Source organism: Nonomuraea fuscirosea, assembly GCF_003001935.1.
Classification (GTDB): Bacteria; Actinomycetota; Actinomycetes; order Streptosporangiales; family Streptosporangiaceae; genus Nonomuraea; species Nonomuraea fuscirosea.
Genome location: NZ_PVNG01000002.1, coordinates 115,961 through 131,823 on the forward strand (window position 1 = coordinate 115,961; position 15,863 = coordinate 131,823).

17 protein-coding genes are annotated in these 15,863 nt (G+C 70.9%); 11 read left to right on the plus strand and 6 right to left on the minus strand.

Features of this window, described 5'->3' with window-relative positions; genetic code table 11:
• Window positions 1-35 precede the first annotated feature (35 nt).
• From B0I32_RS04105 to B0I32_RS04115, 3 genes are all read right to left on the minus strand, one after another.
• Window positions 36-539: a winged helix-turn-helix domain-containing protein gene (locus tag B0I32_RS04105; protein WP_106235075.1), complete on the minus strand. Its 504-nt coding sequence runs from the start codon at window positions 537-539 to the stop codon at window positions 36-38.
• Between the two features lie 41 nt (window positions 540-580).
• The gene (locus B0I32_RS04110; protein ID WP_106235077.1) at window positions 581-1,057 is read right to left on the minus strand and encodes a GntR family transcriptional regulator; all 477 of its coding nucleotides are present in this window, start codon (window positions 1,055-1,057) and stop codon (window positions 581-583) included.
• A 106-nt stretch (window positions 1,058-1,163) separates the two neighbouring features.
• Window positions 1,164-2,144 carry an N-acetylglucosamine kinase gene (locus tag B0I32_RS04115; protein ID WP_181306990.1) on the minus strand — a complete coding sequence of 327 codons (981 nt, stop codon included), beginning with the start codon at window positions 2,142-2,144 and terminating at the stop codon, window positions 1,164-1,166.
• Window positions 2,145-2,223: 79 nt separating this feature from the next.
• Between B0I32_RS04115 and B0I32_RS04120 the strand changes: the two genes are divergently transcribed.
• From B0I32_RS04120 to B0I32_RS04150, 7 genes are read left to right on the plus strand one after another with little or no spacing between them, the layout of a single operon-like run.
• Complete coding sequence (locus tag B0I32_RS04120) at window positions 2,224-3,096, plus strand: MurR/RpiR family transcriptional regulator (protein ID WP_106235080.1); 873 nt, start codon at window positions 2,224-2,226, stop codon at window positions 3,094-3,096.
• Entirely contained in the window at window positions 3,093-3,827 is a 735-nt protein-coding gene (locus B0I32_RS04125; RefSeq protein WP_106235082.1) for a sugar isomerase domain-containing protein, read from the plus strand. Before B0I32_RS04120 ends, B0I32_RS04125 begins: the two co-directional genes overlap by 4 nt.
• Before the next feature lie 17 nt (window positions 3,828-3,844).
• The gene (ngcE, locus tag B0I32_RS04130; RefSeq protein WP_106235083.1) at window positions 3,845-5,257 is read left to right on the plus strand and encodes an N-acetylglucosamine/diacetylchitobiose ABC transporter substrate-binding protein; all 1,413 of its coding nucleotides are present in this window, start codon (window positions 3,845-3,847) and stop codon (window positions 5,255-5,257) included.
• Window positions 5,257-6,168, plus strand: coding sequence for a carbohydrate ABC transporter permease (locus B0I32_RS04135; RefSeq protein ID WP_106235085.1), 912 nt, complete (start codon window positions 5,257-5,259; stop codon window positions 6,166-6,168). The genes ngcE and B0I32_RS04135 overlap by 1 nt, the downstream gene beginning before the upstream one ends.
• Window positions 6,168-7,085: a carbohydrate ABC transporter permease gene (locus B0I32_RS04140; protein ID WP_106235086.1), complete on the plus strand. Its 918-nt coding sequence runs from the start codon at window positions 6,168-6,170 to the stop codon at window positions 7,083-7,085. The genes B0I32_RS04135 and B0I32_RS04140 overlap by 1 nt, the downstream gene beginning before the upstream one ends.
• 36 nt (window positions 7,086-7,121) lie before the next feature.
• The gene (locus B0I32_RS04145; RefSeq protein WP_106235088.1) at window positions 7,122-7,982 is read left to right on the plus strand and encodes a phosphotransferase family protein; all 861 of its coding nucleotides are present in this window, start codon (window positions 7,122-7,124) and stop codon (window positions 7,980-7,982) included.
• Between the two features lie 57 nt (window positions 7,983-8,039).
• Window positions 8,040-8,594, plus strand: a complete 555-nt coding sequence (locus B0I32_RS04150) for a GNAT family N-acetyltransferase (RefSeq protein ID WP_106235090.1) — start codon at window positions 8,040-8,042, stop codon at window positions 8,592-8,594.
• A 31-nt stretch (window positions 8,595-8,625) separates the two neighbouring features.
• On the opposite strand, the gene metE is transcribed toward B0I32_RS04150, so the two are convergent.
• Window positions 8,626-10,785: a 5-methyltetrahydropteroyltriglutamate--homocysteine S-methyltransferase gene (gene metE / locus B0I32_RS04155; RefSeq protein ID WP_106235091.1), complete on the minus strand. Its 2,160-nt coding sequence runs from the start codon at window positions 10,783-10,785 to the stop codon at window positions 8,626-8,628.
• 84 nt (window positions 10,786-10,869) lie between these two features.
• Here metE and B0I32_RS04160 point away from each other — a divergent pair, with 84 nt between their 5' ends.
• Genes B0I32_RS04160 through B0I32_RS04170 form a run of 3 tightly spaced genes read left to right on the plus strand, consistent with a single transcriptional unit; the run spans window position 10,870 to window position 13,085 of the window.
• Complete coding sequence (locus B0I32_RS04160) at window positions 10,870-11,706, plus strand: LysR family transcriptional regulator (RefSeq protein ID WP_106235093.1); 837 nt, start codon at window positions 10,870-10,872, stop codon at window positions 11,704-11,706.
• A gap of 45 nt (window positions 11,707-11,751) precedes the next feature.
• Complete coding sequence (locus B0I32_RS04165; RefSeq protein WP_106235095.1) at window positions 11,752-12,240, plus strand: hypothetical protein; 489 nt, start codon at window positions 11,752-11,754, stop codon at window positions 12,238-12,240.
• A complete protein-coding gene (locus tag B0I32_RS04170; RefSeq protein ID WP_106235096.1) occupies window positions 12,222-13,085 on the plus strand; it encodes an alpha/beta fold hydrolase in 864 nt (287 codons plus the stop codon). Before B0I32_RS04165 ends, B0I32_RS04170 begins: the two co-directional genes overlap by 19 nt.
• 1 nt (window position 13,086) lies before the next feature.
• On the opposite strand, the gene B0I32_RS04175 is transcribed toward B0I32_RS04170, so the two are convergent.
• Window positions 13,087-13,767, minus strand: a complete 681-nt coding sequence (locus tag B0I32_RS04175; protein WP_106235098.1) for a DNA alkylation repair protein — start codon at window positions 13,765-13,767, stop codon at window positions 13,087-13,089.
• Window positions 13,764-14,432 (minus strand): TetR/AcrR family transcriptional regulator, encoded by a 669-nt coding sequence (locus tag B0I32_RS04180; RefSeq protein WP_106235100.1) that lies wholly within the window; start codon window positions 14,430-14,432, stop codon window positions 13,764-13,766. The genes B0I32_RS04175 and B0I32_RS04180 overlap by 4 nt, the downstream gene beginning before the upstream one ends.
• Before the next feature lie 97 nt (window positions 14,433-14,529).
• Here B0I32_RS04180 and B0I32_RS04185 point away from each other — a divergent pair, with 97 nt between their 5' ends.
• The gene (locus B0I32_RS04185; RefSeq protein ID WP_106235101.1) at window positions 14,530-15,705 is read left to right on the plus strand and encodes an acetyl-CoA C-acetyltransferase; all 1,176 of its coding nucleotides are present in this window, start codon (window positions 14,530-14,532) and stop codon (window positions 15,703-15,705) included.
• Window positions 15,706-15,863 lie beyond the last annotated feature (158 nt).

A 15,863-nucleotide genomic window follows, 5' to 3' on the forward strand; every position in this document is an offset into this window, starting at 1 on the left:
GGGCGGTCAAGGGCCGTCCCTGACAGCGGGAGCGGTCACGGGCCGACCCTGACGCCGGGCGCGTCCTTCGGCCATTCGGCCGGGTCCGACACGTACGTGCCGCGCCGGGGCACGGTGAAGACCCAGCGCTGCTCCCGCAGCCGGGAGACGGCCCGTCGCGCCGTGACCCTGGCGACCCCGTACTGCAGCATGAGGATCTGCTGGCTGGGGATCACCCGGTTCGGCCGCAGCTCGCCGCGCCTGATCCGGCCGGCCAGGTCGGCGGCGATGAGCGCGTGCAGGCCGCGCGCGGGCTTGACCCGCGGCACGCCGGGCGGCCCGACGAACGTGCCCTCGCCGGGCACGGTGTGCACGAGCCTGCGCCGGCGCAGCTCCCTGGCCACGTTGCGCGCGGTGGTGCGCCCGATGCCGAACTCCGCCTCCAGGGCCGCCTCGCTCGGGACGGGCTCACCGGTGCGCAGCAGGCCGTGGCTGATCCGCTCGCAGAGCATCTCGGCGACCTGGACGTACAGAGGCGTCGGGCCATCACGGTCGAGCATGCTCATAGCCTAGACGTGTCGATACAGGCAGGTAGGCGAAGTCAGTCTTCCGGCCAGGACTCTTTCGGCGAGACGTAACTGCCGCGCTGCGCGACGGTGTAGATCCAGCCCTGCTCCCGCAGCAGCGCCATGGCCCGGCGGACCGTCTCGCGCGCCACCCCGTGCTCCTTCACCAGAGCGGATTCGCCGGGTATGGGACGTCGCGGCGAGATTTTTCCGGCCTTGATCTGATCGCTGATCCTTGTCGCGATCTGCTGGTAGAGCGGCGTTTTTCGCTTCTGCCGCGGTCCTCCCGTCGGCGGGCCGACGAAGGCGCCCTCCCCTTGCACGGTGTAGAGGACCCCCTCCTCCCGCAACAGGTGGACCGCCCGCCTCGCGGTGGTCCTGGCGACGCCGAACTCCTGCTGGATCTCGGCCTCGCTCGGCGCCGGGCTGCCCGCCGCGAGCGAGGAGAGCCGCTCCCGCAGGATGTCGGCGATCTGTATGTAGACGTGGGTGTCCCCTTCGTAGTCGAGCACGTGAGCAACATAGGCCAAGCCGGGCGAGTGCTCTCATATCGTTCGGTCTCTGCAGACAAAGCACATTGCTCATACAGACGAGAAGAGACGACCGTACGTGTAAGCTTCAGGAAGCGGCGGTGAAGGCGGCGTGCAGGGGACTGGCGTCGGCGTTCCGCAGCAGGTCGCGGGCCGCTAGCCAGGCCGCCGCCCCCGCCGCGTCACCCGCCGTCGCCACCCGCTCGCCCGCGAGCAGCTCCACCACCGCCCGCCGCACCGGCCCGTCGTTCGTCAGTACGCTGCCCGCGAACACCACCGGCCCCGACACGTGCACCCGGCGCAGGGTCGCCACCAGATGATCGGCGGCCTCCCGCACGATGCCCGCCGCCACCGGGTCGCCTGCCTCGGCGGCCTGGCTGACCAGCGGCGCCAGGGCGGCCAGCCGCATGTGGTCGGCCTGGGCCAGCCGGACGATGCGGGAGGCGGCGGCGCGCGGCGTGTCCGGCCGCTCCTCGCCCAGGAACCGCTCGCCCACGAGGCGCACCAGCTCGTGGCCCGAGCCCGGCAGCAGGGACGCCACGGGCAGGCCCCGGTCGAGGGCCTCGATCACCGCCTTGGCCGCCTGGCGGCCGATCCAGAAGCCGGAGCCCTCGTCGCCCAGCAGCCAGCCCATCGCGTCGGCGACCGCGTCCAGCTCGAACCCGGACAGCCGGGCCGCCGCCGCGCCCGTGCCGGACAGCAGCAGCGAGCCGTCGGGCTCGGCGGAGCCGGCGGCGTAGGCGATGGCCAGGTCGCCCATGCACCGCGGGCCCTCGGCGATGCCATGGCGGCTCCAGAGCTTGGCCAGCTCGGGCTCCATCTCCTGGACCAGCCCGGCCACCCCGGCCAGGGAGGCGACCACGCGCGCCCCGCCGCCGGTCGGCAGCACCGACTTCAGGGCGGATTCCAGTGCGTTCCCGATCGCCGCCACCGCCTTGTCCAGGCCGTGGGCGCTCGGATTGCCCGCCCCGGCCCGCGCGTAACCGACCCGCGTGCCGTCGAGCGTGTGGACGGCGACCCGGCTGGAGGTGGCCCCGGCATCGACGCCGACCACTAGCGATTCAGTCACGGTCCGAGTCTGGGGGTTGACGTGACCGGTAAGCAAGAATAATTTTCGCCAGAAGACCGGGTATTCGGAAGGAATATTCGTGACTTCAGGAGCGCTCGGGCGCGTCGAAACAGAACTACCCGGTTTGCCGGAGGCGTTGCGCAGGGTCGGTGAGGTGATTCTCGGCGACCCCGCCGAGGCCGCGCGGTCGACCATCATCGCGCTGGCCGAACGGGCGGGCAGCTCGCCCGCCACCGTGACCAGATTCTGCCGGGCCTTCGGCTTCTCCGGCTACGCGGAGCTGCGCGTGGCGCTGGCGACCGAGACCGGCCGGGCCGCCCAGGCGGGCTGGGGTGCGGGCGTGGGCCACGAGATCGGCCCCGACGACCCGCTCGACGCCGCCATCGAGGTGATGGCCGCCGCCGACACCAGGCTCATCCAGGACACCGCCGCCCAGCTCGGCCTCGACATCGTCGCCCGCGTGGCCGAGGCCATCGTGGCCGCGCCGAGAGTGCTTCTCGTCGGCGTCTCCACCAGCGGGAACGTCGCCAGCATGCTCGAAGGACGACTGCGCCGCATCGGCATCCCCGGCTGGAGCGCGGGCGACGCCCACGTGGCCCTGTCGGAGGCGGCGTTGATGAAGACCGGCGACGTGGCCATCGGCATCAGCCATCGGGGCCGTACGCGGGAGGTCATGGAGGCGCTGGCGGAGGCGGGCAGCCACGGCGCCACCACCGTCGCCGTCACCTCGTTCGCCCGCTCCCCGCTGGCGGAGCTGGCCGACCTGGTGCTGACCACGGCCAGCAGGGAGACCACATGGCGGCTCGGCGGGCTGGCCGCCGTCCATTCGCAGCTCTTCGTCCTGGACGCCGTGTACGTGGCGGTCGCCCAGCTCACCTACGAACGTACGAACGAGGCGTTCGAACGCACGATCAGCGCCGTGGAGAGCCACCGCGTGGAAAGAGGCCAATGACGTACGCATCCGAGGTCCTCGGCCTGGCCCAGCGGGTCGCCGAGAGCCAGTCCGAGCCGGTGAGCCGCGCGGCGGCGCTGTTCGTGACCTCGATCATGGCCGGCGGTGTGGTCAACGCCTTCGGCTCGGGCCATTCCGAGGCCATCGCCATGGAGATCGCCGGGCGGGCCGGCGGCCTGGTGCCGAGCAACCGCCTCACCCCGCGCGACCTGGTGCTCTACGGCGGGGAGCCGCCCAGCGTGCTCACTCCCGAGCTGGAGCGCGACCCGGCCGTCGCCCAGCGGATCTTCGACCTGGCGCCGGTCGAGCCCGCGGACGTGTTCGTGCTGGTGTCCAGCTCGGGCGTCAACGGCACGGTCGTGGAGCTGGCCACGATCGTCAAGGACCGGGGTCATCCGCTGATCGCGATCACCTCGGTCCAGCACAGCACCCGCATGACCTCGCGCCACCCGTCGGGCCGCAAGCTGCTCGACCTGGCCGACGTCGTGCTCGACAACGGCGCGCCGTACGGGGACGCCGTTCTCGACCTGCCCGGCGGCGGCAGCTACGGCGCGGTTTCCACGATCACCTCGGCGTTGCTCGCGCAGATGGTGGTCACCGAGGCGGTGGACAGGCTCGTCGCGCTGGGCGAGACGCCTCCCATCTACCTGTCGGCCAACGTGACCGGCGGCGACGAGCACAACCAGGCCCTGGAGAGCCGCTACGCAGGGCGCATCAGACGCGGATCATGAAGATCAGGAGTACAGAAATGCCTAACACCCCCCATATCTCCAGGCGTGAGCTGCTGCGCGGCGCCGCGCTCGTCCCCGTGGCGGGGGCGCTGGCCGCGTGTGCCACGCCCGCGGCGCCTCCCGCGGCCTCCAGCTCGGCGGCTCCGGCGGCGACGAGCGCGGCCAACCCGTTCGGCGTGGCCGACGGCAAGCCGCTGGAGGTCTGGATCTTCGACGGCGGCTTCGGCCAGGACTACGCCAAGAACATCCACCAGCCGCTGTTCGCCTCCAAATACCCCAAGGTCGAGATCAAGCACAACTCGACCAAGGAGATCACCAAGGTGCTGCAGCCGCGCTTCGCCGGCGGCAACCCGCCCGAGGTGATCGACAACTCGGGCGCCAACTTCATCGACTTCGGCGCGCTCTCCCAGGACTCCCAGCTGCAGGACCTCACCGCCCTGCTCGACGCGCCCTCGTGGGACGACCCGAACGTCAAGGTCAGGGACACCATCGACCAGTCCGTGATCGACATCGGCACCTACGACGGCAAGTTCAGCGTCCTCGGCTACGTCAACTACATCCACGGCATCTGGTACTCGCAGAAGGCGTTCAAGGACAACGGCTGGGAGATCCCGAAGACCTGGGACGCGTTCCTGGCGCTCTGCGAGACCATCAAGAAGTCCGGCAAGATGGCGCCGTTCACCTACGCGGGCAAGTTCCCGCAGTACCTCTACGAGCCGCTGCTCACCATGGCCGCCAAGGTCGGCGGCAACGAGGTGCTGGTCAACATCGACAACCTGGAGGACGGCGCCTGGACCACCGAGGCGATGAAGACCGCGGCCACGGCGTGGGCGGAGGTGGGCGCCAAATACCTCATGCAGGGCACCACCGGCCTCGACCACGTGCAGACGCAGACCGCCCAGAACAAGTACAAGGTGGCCATGCTGCCCTCCGGCTCCTGGCTGGAGAACGAGCAGAAGACGACCACGCCGGAGGACTTCGCGTACGGGATGTTCCCCATCCCCGACGTGACCGGCTCCGACAAGATGCCCTACGGCACCCTGCACACCCAGCCCGGCGAGAACTTCATCGTCTCGGCCAGGAGCCCGCACCCGCAGGCCGGCATGGAGTACCTGCGGGCCATGCTGTCGAAGAAGGCGGCCGGTGACTTCAGCGCGCTCGTCCGGACGATGACCGTGGTCAAGGGCGCCACCGAGGGCCGCGACATCTCGCCCGGCGTCACCAGCGCCTCCGCCGCGGTCGCCGCCGCGGGCGAGAACACCGTCTACTACCGCTGGTTCAACTGGTACGGCCCGCTCAAGGACGAGGCCATCGCCGCCACCGGCGAGCTGATGTCCGGCGGCCTGACCCCGGACAAGTACCTGGAGCGCATCCAGAAGAAGGCCGACGAGATCAAGAACGACTCCTCGATCAAGAAGTACAAGCGCTGATGTTGTTCAACAGGTATCGCCGCGGGCTGTTCATCACCTCGTTCCTGGCAGCCCCGGTGATCCTCTATCTGATCTACGTGATCGCGCCGTACCTCCAGGCGTTCTACATCGCGCTGACGGACTGGCGCGGGGTCACGGCCACGCCGAGGTTCATCGGCCTGGAGAACTTCCAGCGGCTCTTCGGCGACAGCAAGTTCTGGCAGGCCGTCACGCACAACGGCGCCCTGCTGGTGCTGCTGCCGCTGATCACGATCGTGATCGCGCTGTTCTTCGCGTTCCTGCTGAACGTGGGCGGCCCCTCGGGCGTGAGCGGCATCCGCGGCTCGAAGTTCTACCGGGTGGTGTTCTTCTTCCCGCAGGTGCTGGCCGTGGCCGTGGTCGCGGTGCTGTTCCAGCAGGTGTTCCGGCCGGACGGCAGCGGCATGCTGAACGGCCCGCTGATGGCGCTCGGGGCGGACCCCATCGGGTTCCTGTCCGACCGGGGCGTGGCGTTCTGGTCGGTGCTGGCGGTCATGGTCTGGCAGGCGGTCGGCTTCTACGTCGTGCTGTTCTCGGCCGGCCTGGCCAGCATCCCGAAGGACATGTTCGAGGCCGCGCAGATCGACGGAGCGGGCCGGCTGAGCCTGTTCTTCCGCATCACGCTGCCGCTGCTCTGGGACACCGTCCAGGTGGCCTGGGTCTACCTGGGCATCCTGGCCCTCGACGTGTTCGCGATCGTCTGGGTGATGACCCTGCAGCAGGGCGGCCCCGACAGCGCGACCACGGTCATGGCCGCCGAGATCTACCGCAGCGCCTTCGGCCACTTCCGCTTCGGCTACGCCTCGGCGATGGGCGTGGTGATGTTCTTCTTCACCGTCGGCTTCGCGATCCTCTCGCTTCGCCTGTCCCGGCGCGAACGAATCGAGTACTGATGACAACGATGATCTCGTGGACGGTGGCGAACTCGCGCAAGCTCGCCCGTTCCGAGCGCAAGCGCCGGCTCGGCCCCCTGGGCATCTTGACCCACCTGGCGCTGCTGATCTGGACCCTGCTCGTGATGATCCCGATCCTGTGGACGTTCCTGGCCTCGGTCAAGAGCGAGGACGAGATCTTCAGCGACGCCTGGTCGCTGCCGGCCGCGCTGCGCTGGGACAACTTCGCCAGGGCCTGGGACCAGGTGCACATCGGCCAGTACATGCTCAACAGCATCGTCGTGGTGGCCTTCAGCACGTTCGGGACGATGCTCGTCGGGTCGATGGCGGCGTACGTGCTGGCCCGCTATCCCTTCAAGGGCAACCGGGCGATCTACTTCCTGTTCGTCTCCGGCCTGGCCTTCCCCGTCTACCTGGCGCTGACGCCGCTGTTCTTCGTCGTGCAGAACATGGGCAACCTGCCGCTGATCGGGCCGTTCATCGGCCTGAACACGCACGCGGGGCTGGTGCTGGTCTACATCGCGTACTCGATGCCGTTCACCGTCTTCTTCCTGTCGGCCTTCTTCCGCACGCTGCCGACGGCGGTGGGGGAGGCCGCGATGGTGGACGGCGCCTCGCACACGAGGGTCTTCTTCCAGATCATGCTGCCGATGGCCAGGCCGGGCATCATCAGCATCACGATCTTCAACATCCTGGGCCAGTGGAACCAGTACCAGCTGCCGCTGATCCTGCTCCAGGACCGGGAGAAGTGGGTGCTCACCATGGGCATCGCCGACATCTCCACGGCCGCCGGCTACGACCAGGACTGGTCGGCCATGTTCGCCGCGCTCACCCTGGCCATCCTGCCGATGCTGATCGTGTACACGGTGTTCCAGCGGCAGATCCAGTCCGGCCTGACCTCGGGTGCCCTGAAATAACGCGCACGCCGGATATATCCGGCTTAGGGTGCGGGTGTGACCGGCGACATTCACGCGCTGCTGGCTCGGCACCTGCCCGGCTACCGGGTGCGTTCCGTCCGGCGGCTCGGCACCGGCCTCGACAACTACGTGTCCGAGGTCAACGGCGAGCTGCTGGTACGGCGGAGCGCGGTGAGCGAGCCGCGCAAGACCCGGCAGGAGGTCGCCCGCCTGGCGGCCGTCAGGGAGCTGTCCCCGCTGCCCGTGCCCGAGGTCGTCTTCTCCGACGAGGAGTCCGGCACGATCGCCTACCGCAAGCTCGCCGGCACCCCGCTCAACCTCCTGGAGGGCGACCCCGGCCTGCGGCCCCGGGAGCTGGCCGGGCCGCTGGGCGGCTTCCTCAGCGCGATCCACGGAGCCGAGCCCGCCCGGATGGAGGAGCTGGCGCCGCCGGACGCCTATCCGCTCCCGACACTGCTCCAGGACGCCGAGCTCGACTACCGGGACGTGGAGCGGCACGTCCCCGAACACCAGCGCCCGCTGGTCGAGCGTTTCCTGCGGCAGCATCCGCCAGTCGAGCCGGGCCCGCCGCGCTTCTGCCACAACGACCTGGGCGCGGAGCACCTGCTGGTGGACGCGGACGGCGTCACGATCACGGGCGTCATCGACTGGACGGACGCCGCGATCACCGACCCGGCCCACGACTTCGCGCTCATCTACCGGGACCTGGGGCCGGAGGTCTTCGAGCTGACGGTGGCGCATTACGAGTTCGAGGTGACGGAGGAGGACCGGGCGCGGATCCTGTTCCACGCCAGGTGCGCGCTGATCGAGGACCTGGCGTACGGGCTGAGCATCGGCCCTCGCCACTACGCCGAGGCCGCCCTGGCCCACCTGCCCAGGACGTTCGCGTCGCCCTGAACCGCTGCTCGAAAAACCGTTCGCCGGACCGTGACCTGATCTGCTTGGCTTTCTGGCATGACATCGTCGGCCTGGGTGGGCGAGCGGGTCCGGCTGCGTGCCAAGGAGCCCGAGGACTGGGAGGCCTTCCACGCCTTCGACGAGGACTCCGACGCCGTACGCAGCGGCTGGCGGCTCACCCCGCCCGCCTCCGTCGCACGGGCGAAGAAGACGGCGATCGAGCACGCCGAGGAGGAGCTCGACCTCGACGAGTTCTCCCTGGTCATCGCCACCAGAACGGACAACGCGCCGGTCGGGTCGATCAACACCCACGCGATCGACCGCGTCCACGGCACCTTCTCCTACGGCATCGCCGTCGGCACCCCGCACCACCGCAAGGGTTACGCGAGCGAGGCCATCGTGCTGACCCTGCGCTACATGTTCTTCGAGCGCCGCTTCCAGAAGGCGGAGGCCTGGGTCTACGGCTACAACGACGCCTCGCTCGCCCTCCACCGCCGGCTGGGCTTCGTCGAGGAGGGCCGCCGGCGCAGGAGTCACTACGCCGACGGCCGCTATCACGACGAGGTCCTGTTCGGCATGACGATCGAGGAGTACACCGAGCGTTACGCCTGAGCATGGGCTCCCGCCGCCCGCCGCCCGGGGCTCAGGCGTCCAGCTCGGCCCTGATCCGCCGGGTGGCGCTCACCACGTTGGCCAGCGCGGCCTCGACCTGCTCGTACGTACGGGTCTTCAGCCCGCAGTCCGGGTTGACCCAGACCCGCTCCGCCGGCAGCGCCGCCACGGCCCCGCGCAGCAACTCCTCGACCTCCTCGACGCCGGGCACCCGGGGCGAGTGGATGTCGTAGACCCCAGGGCCGAGCCCGCGCCCGAACGCCTGCACCGTCCCCAGGATCCGCGCCCCCGACCGGGCGGACTCGATCGTGGTGACGTCGGCGTCCAGGCCGTCGATGGCGGCCAGGATCTGATCGGCGTCCGAATAGCACAGGTGCGTATGGATCTGCGTGCGGTCGCTCGCCCCCGACGTGGCCCGCCGGTAGGCCGCCACCGCCCACTCCAGGTAGTCGTCCTGCGCCGCCCGCCGCAGCGGCAGCAGCTCGCGCAGCGCCGGCTCGTCCACCTGGACGATCGACAGCCCGGCCGCCTCCAGGTCGCGGACCTCCTCCCTGACGGCGTCGGCCACCTGGAACACCACGTCGCGCAGCGGCAGGTCGTCCCGGACGAAGGACCAGGCCACGATCGTGACCGGCCCGGTGAGCATGCCCTTGACCGGCCGGTCCGTGAGCGACTGGGCGTAGGTGGACCAGCGCACGGTGATCGGCCCGGGGCGGCTCACGTCGCCGTGCAGGATCGGCGGGCGGGTGCAGCGCGAGCCGTACGACTGCACCCAGCCGTTCCTGGTGACCGCGAACCCGTCGAGGTGCTCGGCGAAGTACTGGACCATGTCGTTGCGCTCGGGCTCCCCGTGCACGAGGACGTCGAGGCCGAGCCGCTCCTGGAGCCGGATCGCCCGCTCGATCTCCGCCTCGACCCGGTGCTCGTACTCCTCCCGGGTCAGCGTGCCCGCCGTCACCGCCGCGCGGGCCGCGCGCAGCTCGCCGGTCTGCGGGAACGAGCCGATCGTGGTGGTCGGCAGCGTGGGCAGCCGCAGGTGCGCGGCCTGGGCGGCGGCACGCACCGCGTACGGGGCGCGCTCCTCGGCCACCACGGGCGCCGGCAGCGCCACGGACGGCCCGGCCGGCACCGAGCCGCGGAAGTCGGCCCGCGCCAGCGCGACGACCTCGGCCACCTTCTCCTCCGCGAACGCCAGCCGCTCCCTCAGCTCAGGCGCCAGGTCCGGCTCGTCCGCGACCGAGTAGGGCACGTGCTGGAGCGAGCACGAGGTGGACACCACGACCTGCCCGGCGCGTACGGCGCCCAGGGCGGCCAGCGCGCGCTCCGGCGAGGTGCGCCACACGTCCCGCCCGGACACCACGCCCGCGACCACGGTCTTGCCGCTCAGATCGACCCCGGGCACCCCGCCCCTGACCAGGTCGATCCCGACGGCCTCGACGGGCGTGGCGGCCAGCGCCGGCAGCGACTCCCCGAGGTCGCCGAAGTACGACGCCACGAACAGGGCGGGCCGCGGACCCAGGGCGCCCAGCCGTTCGTAGGCGGTCCTGACGGCGGCCAGCTCCTCCGGCGTCCTGTCGCCCACCAGCGCGGGCTCGTCGAGCTGCACCCACGCGACCCCCTCGGTCGCCAGCGCGGACAGCAGCTCCTCGTAGCAGGCCAGCGCCTCGTCCAGCCGGTCCAGGGCCGAGCCGAGCAGCAGGAACGTCACCGGGCCCACCACCACTGGCCGGGTCTCGTACCCGAGCGCCCGAGCCTGCCGCACCTCGGCCAGCGGCTTGGCGGCGTCCAGCTTGAACACGGTCTCCGGACCGATCTCCGGCACGATGTAGTGGTAGTTCGTGTCGAACCACTTCGTCATCCGCAGCGGCGCCAGCCCGTCGGTGCCCCTGGCCATCGCGAAGTAGGGGTCGGCCGCGTCGCGGTAGCGGGCCGGCACCGCGCCGAGCAGCACCGCCGTGTCCAGCACCTGGTCGTACAGCGAGAACGTGTTCGACGGGAGTCCTTCCAGGCCGAGCTCGGCCAGCCGGCGCCACGTGTGCTCCCTGATCTCGGCGCCTGCCTGGTCGAGCTCCGCCCGGGTCGCCCGCCCGTCCCAGTACGCCTCCAGCGCCCGCTTCAGCTCCCGTCGCGGGCCGATCCGCGGGTAGCCGAGCACCGTGGACGCGGGAAATTGCTGGATAAATGCGGACATGTTCGCTTGCTCCTTCGAGATCGTTCAGGTCGCTGGAATGCTGCCGACTGCCGGAACGTCGTGCACCATGAATAGGTGCTGCTTATGCTCAGGGAGATCCAGTGCTTCGCGCGTGTCGCGGAGCGGCTCAGCTTCTCGGCCGCCGCCGCCGACGTGGGGATGTCCCAGCCCGCCATGAGCCAGGCCATCACCCGGCTCGAACGGGCCACCGGGGTCAGGCTCTTCGAGCGGAGCGCCCGCGAGGTGCGGCTCACCGCCGAAGGCAAGGCACTGCTGGCGTACGCGGAGCAGGTGATCGACTTGGTCCAGGCGTTCGGCGCGGAGGCGGCCCGGCTGGCCCGGCCGACCATTCACCTGGCTTATCCACCTCTCGTCGGAACGCTGGCCGCCCGGATCGTCAGGCGGCTGGCGACGCGCACCCCGGCGGTCGGGGTCGAGCTGCGCGCCGCCGGGCGTGACGAGGCGGCGCGGGCGCTGGCGGACGGCGAGGTCTCGGCGGCCATCCTGGCCACCCCGGCGCCCGCCCGGTTCGTCACGGCGGCCCGATTCCACGTCACCGTCGACCATCTGGCCGTCCCCGCCGGCCACCGCCTGGCCTCCGCGCTGAAGGTGGGCCCGGCCGAACTGGCCGGCCAGGTGCTCATGACTCCCGGCAGCCGCCCGTGGCAGGGGCTGCCCGGTCGTTCCCGCCTGGTGCCCGACGACTTCGCCGCCGCCCTCGACCTGGTGGCCGCCGGGGCGGGCCTGCTGCCCATCCCGCAGCTCATGGTCAGAACGATCAGACGGGACGACGTCCGCTTCGTCCCGCTGGAGGCGGGCGACCTGCGGATCACGTACGCACTGGCCTGGTCGAAGGAACGGGTCACCCCAGAACTGATGGCCCTGGTCCAGGCCGTCCAGGACGCCCTCTGGACGAGATGAGCGCTACTTGACGCCACAGCGCAAGTACTTGCTATCTTGTGTCAAGTGACGACCACGGAAGACCACGTCGAGCTGGTGGCCGAGCTGGTGCGGCTGCTGGAGACGCGCATTCTCGACCCGCTGGAGATCCTGCTGACCTCCGACGAGCTGCTGAGCCCGATCAGGGCGCGGCTGCGCGTGGAGGCCGAGGTGTGGGCCGCGCAGCTGCTGGGCCCCGACCAGGGGCGGGCCACCGCGACCGCGGCCAGGCTCATCGGCGTGCTCTTCCCCGGCGACGGGCCCTTCGACCCGCCCGAGTCGTGGTGGCGCAGCGCGCTGGGCCGGGTCGTGGCCCGCACGGCCGGGCACCCCACGGCGGCGGCGGTGCCGTACGCCACGGCGGGCGCGATGCTCGGCATCACCCGGCAGGGCGTCCACGACCTGGTCAAACGGGGCAAGCTCGACCGGCACCCCGACGGCGGCGTCACCACCTCCTCCATCCGCGACCGGCTCAACCGACCTCAGGAGAGCATCCCGTGGCACCGCACGACCTGATCATCGACGACCGCCCCGTCCACCTGGCCGTCCGCGACCACGGCGGCGACGGGCCTCCCGTGCTGCTGCTGCACGGCCTCGGCGGCACCCTGCTGCACTGGGACGCCGTCGCGCCGCTGCTCACCGGCTCCTGCCGCGTCGTCGCGACGGATCTGCGCGGCCACGGCCGCTCGGGCGACGGCCCGTGGGACTGGGAGGCCGCCCTCGACGACGTACAGGCGGTCGTCGACCACCTCGGCCTGGACACGCCCCTGGTGGCCGGACACTCACTCGGCGGCATGATCGCGATCCGCTGGGGCCTGCGCCATCCGGACGGCCCGGGGATCGTCAACCTCGACGGCCTGCGCTCGGCCGAGACCGCGCCGCGCCACTACGCCGGCCTGGCGGAGGAGGAGCTGACCGCGCTGCTGGGGGAGATGAAGGCCGTCTTCGACGCCCAGGCGGCGGCGATGGCCCAGCCGCTGCCCGAGGCGCACGTCGCGATGTTCCCCGAGCGGGCACTGCGTCACACGGCAGACGGCGTCTACGCCCGCCCCGACGCCGAGCTGGCCGCGCGGATCAGGTACGACCCGCACTTCCAGGACAGCGTCCCCGCGGTGGCGGACCTGCGCTGCCCGGCCCTGTTCGTGCTGGCCACCAGGAACCTGCCGGGGCTGCCCGGCCGGGTCGGCGACCTCATGCCGGCATTGCGCGCGGGCATCCGCCGCGACCTGGCGGCGCTCACCGCCGACCGGCCGCACCTGCGTGTGCTCGAACTGGACGCCAGTCACAACATGGTCGCCGAGCAGCCCGAGCGCGTCGCCGAAGCGGTGCTCTCCCTGCGGACACAGCCCACCGGGGCCTGAGCTAGTGGGCCGGCAGGTTCTTGAGCGCCTCGCGGCGGCTGAGCCCCGAGATGCCCTTGGCCCTCACGTAGCGGATCACCTCGCCGGGGTTGGTCTTGGCGAACTCGCGTAAGGCCCAGCCGATCGCCTTGCGGGCGAAGAAGTCGTTGTCCGAAAGGCTGGGCTCGATGCACGCGTACAGCAGGGCCGTGTCCGTACGGGACTTGAACCGGTTCTGGCACAGGATGGCCGTGCGCCGCTTCCACAGGTCGTCGTCGTGCGCCCACTCCAGCATGAGCGGCCGCATCGAGTCGGGGTAGACCGTCAGCAGCGCGCCGACGCGGTGGGTGGCCAGCTCGTCGACCAGGTCCCACCACGCCCCGGAGACGATCATCTCCTCGTACATCGGCACGGTGTAGAGGGTCTGGTACTCCCGGTAGAGGTGGTAGCCGGACAGCTCGACGGCGGCGTAGCGCTCCTCGCGGTATTCGGCCTCGCGCCACAGCGACAGCACCGCGCGCCGCCACTCGGGCGCGCTGTCCAGCCGGTGCTCGGCGAACACCCTCCGCAGCACCGCCCGCCGGGGGACCGCCTGGACGCCGAGGAAGGGCATGGTGGACTTCATGTAGGCGCGCATGGTCTCGGCCTTGGCGGGCTCGGCCGCCTCCTCCAGCGCCAGGCGCACCGCCTTGCCGAGGCTCATCCCTTTTGGGTGGTGCGCTCGCCCGTGGCGAGCCCGTCGAAGAGCACGGTGATGTAGTGCTCCGCCAGGCCGGTCGTGTTGAGCCGGCCGCCGGGTCGGAACCAGCGCACCGCCACCCAGATCGTGTCCCTGATCATCCGGTAGGTCAGCTTGGGGTCGACGTCGGCCCGGAACAGCCCGGCCGCCTGCCCCGCCTTGATCTGCGACACCCAGATCTGCTCGACCTCGTCCTCGGCCTTGACCAGGTAGTTGAAGCGCTCGAACTGACGCAGGTAGTTCCAGTCGTTCTGCATCACCGTGATGGCGGCGCGGTGGGGCTCCAGCGTGCCGAAGCCGATGCGGACCATCTCCGACAGCACGGTGCGGGGGTCGGCCTTGGTGTCGAGGGCGGCGCGGTAGCGGGCGATCAGGTCGTCGAGGAAGGTGGAGAGCACCTCGTCGACGATCGTCTCCTTGGAGTCGAAGTGGTGGTAGAGACTTCCCGACAGGATGCCCGCCTCGTCGGCGATCTCGCGTACGGTCGTGGCCTGGAAGCCCTTGCGCGCGAAGAGCTCCGCAGCGAGCTTGACGAGGTGGTCGCGACGCTCGGACGCGGGCCCCGATGAGGTCGCGCGCTGGCGCTTGGCCGGGGCGGCGGTGGTGCCGGAGTTCTTTCGCGTGGTCACGACACCATTATGAGCCATCGGACAATCGCTTGTTCACCTTACCGGCCCAGCTCATGCGGCATTCCCGGACATACCAAGCGCTTGCTACGATATCGGGATGAGTGAGGCGTACATCGTCGGCGCCGTCCGCACGCCCGTCGGGCGCAGGAACGGCGGGCTGGCCGGAGCCCACCCCGCCGACCTCGGCGCGCACGTGCTCAGGGAGCTGATGTACCGCGCCGACGCCGACCCGTCCGCCGTGGAAGACGTGATCTTCGGCTGCGTGGACACGATCGGCCCCCAGGCCGGCGACGTCGCCCGCACCTGCTGGCTCGCGGCGGGCCTGCCGGAGGAGGTGCCGGGCGTCACCATCGACCGCCAGTGCGGCTCCTCCCAGCAGGCGCTGCACTTCGCCGCCCAGGCCGTGCTGTCCGGCACGAACGACCTGGTGGTGGCCGGCGGCGTGCAGAACATGAGCATGATCCCCATCTCCTCCGCGATGCTCGCCGGCCGGCCGCTCGGGCACGAGACGCCGTTCTCCGGCTCCAAGGGCTGGACGGAGCGGTACGGCACCCAGGAGGTCTCCCAGTTCACCGGCGCCGAGATGATCGCCGCGCGCTGGGGCATCTCACGCGAGGAGATGGAACGGTACGCGCACGAGTCGCACCGCAGGGCCCTGCACGCCATCGACGCGGGGCACTTCGGCCGCGAGATCGCCCCCTTCGAGGGCGTCGCCGTGGACGAGGGCCCGCGCAGGGACACCACCCGCGAGCGGATGGCCGCGCTCAAGCCCCTGACGGACGGCGGCCGCCTGACCGCCGCCCTCGCCTCCCAGATCTCCGACGGCGCCGCCGCCCTGCTCGTCGCCTCGCCGCGCGCGGTGCGCGAGCACGGCCTGACGCCGCGCGCCCGCGTGCACCACCTGTCGGCGCGCGGCGATGACCCGATCATGATGCTCTCCGCCCCCATCCCCGCCACCGTGCACGCGCTCGGGATGACCGGCCTGTCCATCGGGGACTTCGACGCGATCGAGATCAACGAGGCGTTCGCCTCCGTCGTGCTGGCCTGGATCCAGGAGACCGGCGCCGACCCCGCCAAGGTCAACCCGAACGGCGGCTCCATCGCGCTCGGCCACCCGCTCGGCGCGACCGGCGCCGTGCTGGCGGTCAAGCTGCTGCACGAGCTGGAGCGGACCGGCGGCAGGTACGGCCTGCTCACCATGTGCGAGGGCGGCGGCCAGGCGAACGTCACGGTGATCGAGCGCCTCTCCATCCCCGGTCCCGAAGTGCCCTGACGGGCCGGGGCGCGGAAGCGGGGGATCGCCGAGTCCGGCCTGAGCCGGGCGAATCACTAGCCGGGCGGGTCATGAGCCGGGCTCGTCATGAGCCGGGTCTGTCATCATAGGAAACGGGCTGACGTCAGAAAATGCCTCTAGCAAATAGGAAACTTTCC

Coding starts and splice junctions, on each gene's coding strand:
- ngcE (WP_106235083.1), top strand. CDS start 3,845: ATGCCTAACACCCCCCATATCTCCAGGCGTGAGCTGCTGCGCGGCGCC.
- metE (WP_106235091.1), bottom strand. CDS start 10,785: ATGTCCGCATTTATCCAGCAATTTCCCGCGTCCACGGTGCTCGGCTAC.
- B0I32_RS04160 (WP_106235093.1), top strand. CDS start 10,870: ATGCTCAGGGAGATCCAGTGCTTCGCGCGTGTCGCGGAGCGGCTCAGC.
- B0I32_RS04135 (WP_106235085.1), top strand. CDS start 5,257: ATGTTGTTCAACAGGTATCGCCGCGGGCTGTTCATCACCTCGTTCCTG.
- B0I32_RS04105 (WP_106235075.1), bottom strand. CDS start 539: ATGCTCGACCGTGATGGCCCGACGCCTCTGTACGTCCAGGTCGCCGAG.
- B0I32_RS04185 (WP_106235101.1), top strand. CDS start 14,530: ATGAGTGAGGCGTACATCGTCGGCGCCGTCCGCACGCCCGTCGGGCGC.
- B0I32_RS04150 (WP_106235090.1), top strand. CDS start 8,040: ATGACATCGTCGGCCTGGGTGGGCGAGCGGGTCCGGCTGCGTGCCAAG.
- B0I32_RS04125 (WP_106235082.1), top strand. CDS start 3,093: ATGACGTACGCATCCGAGGTCCTCGGCCTGGCCCAGCGGGTCGCCGAG.
- B0I32_RS04175 (WP_106235098.1), bottom strand. CDS start 13,767: ATGAGCCTCGGCAAGGCGGTGCGCCTGGCGCTGGAGGAGGCGGCCGAG.
- B0I32_RS04140 (WP_106235086.1), top strand. CDS start 6,168: ATGACAACGATGATCTCGTGGACGGTGGCGAACTCGCGCAAGCTCGCC.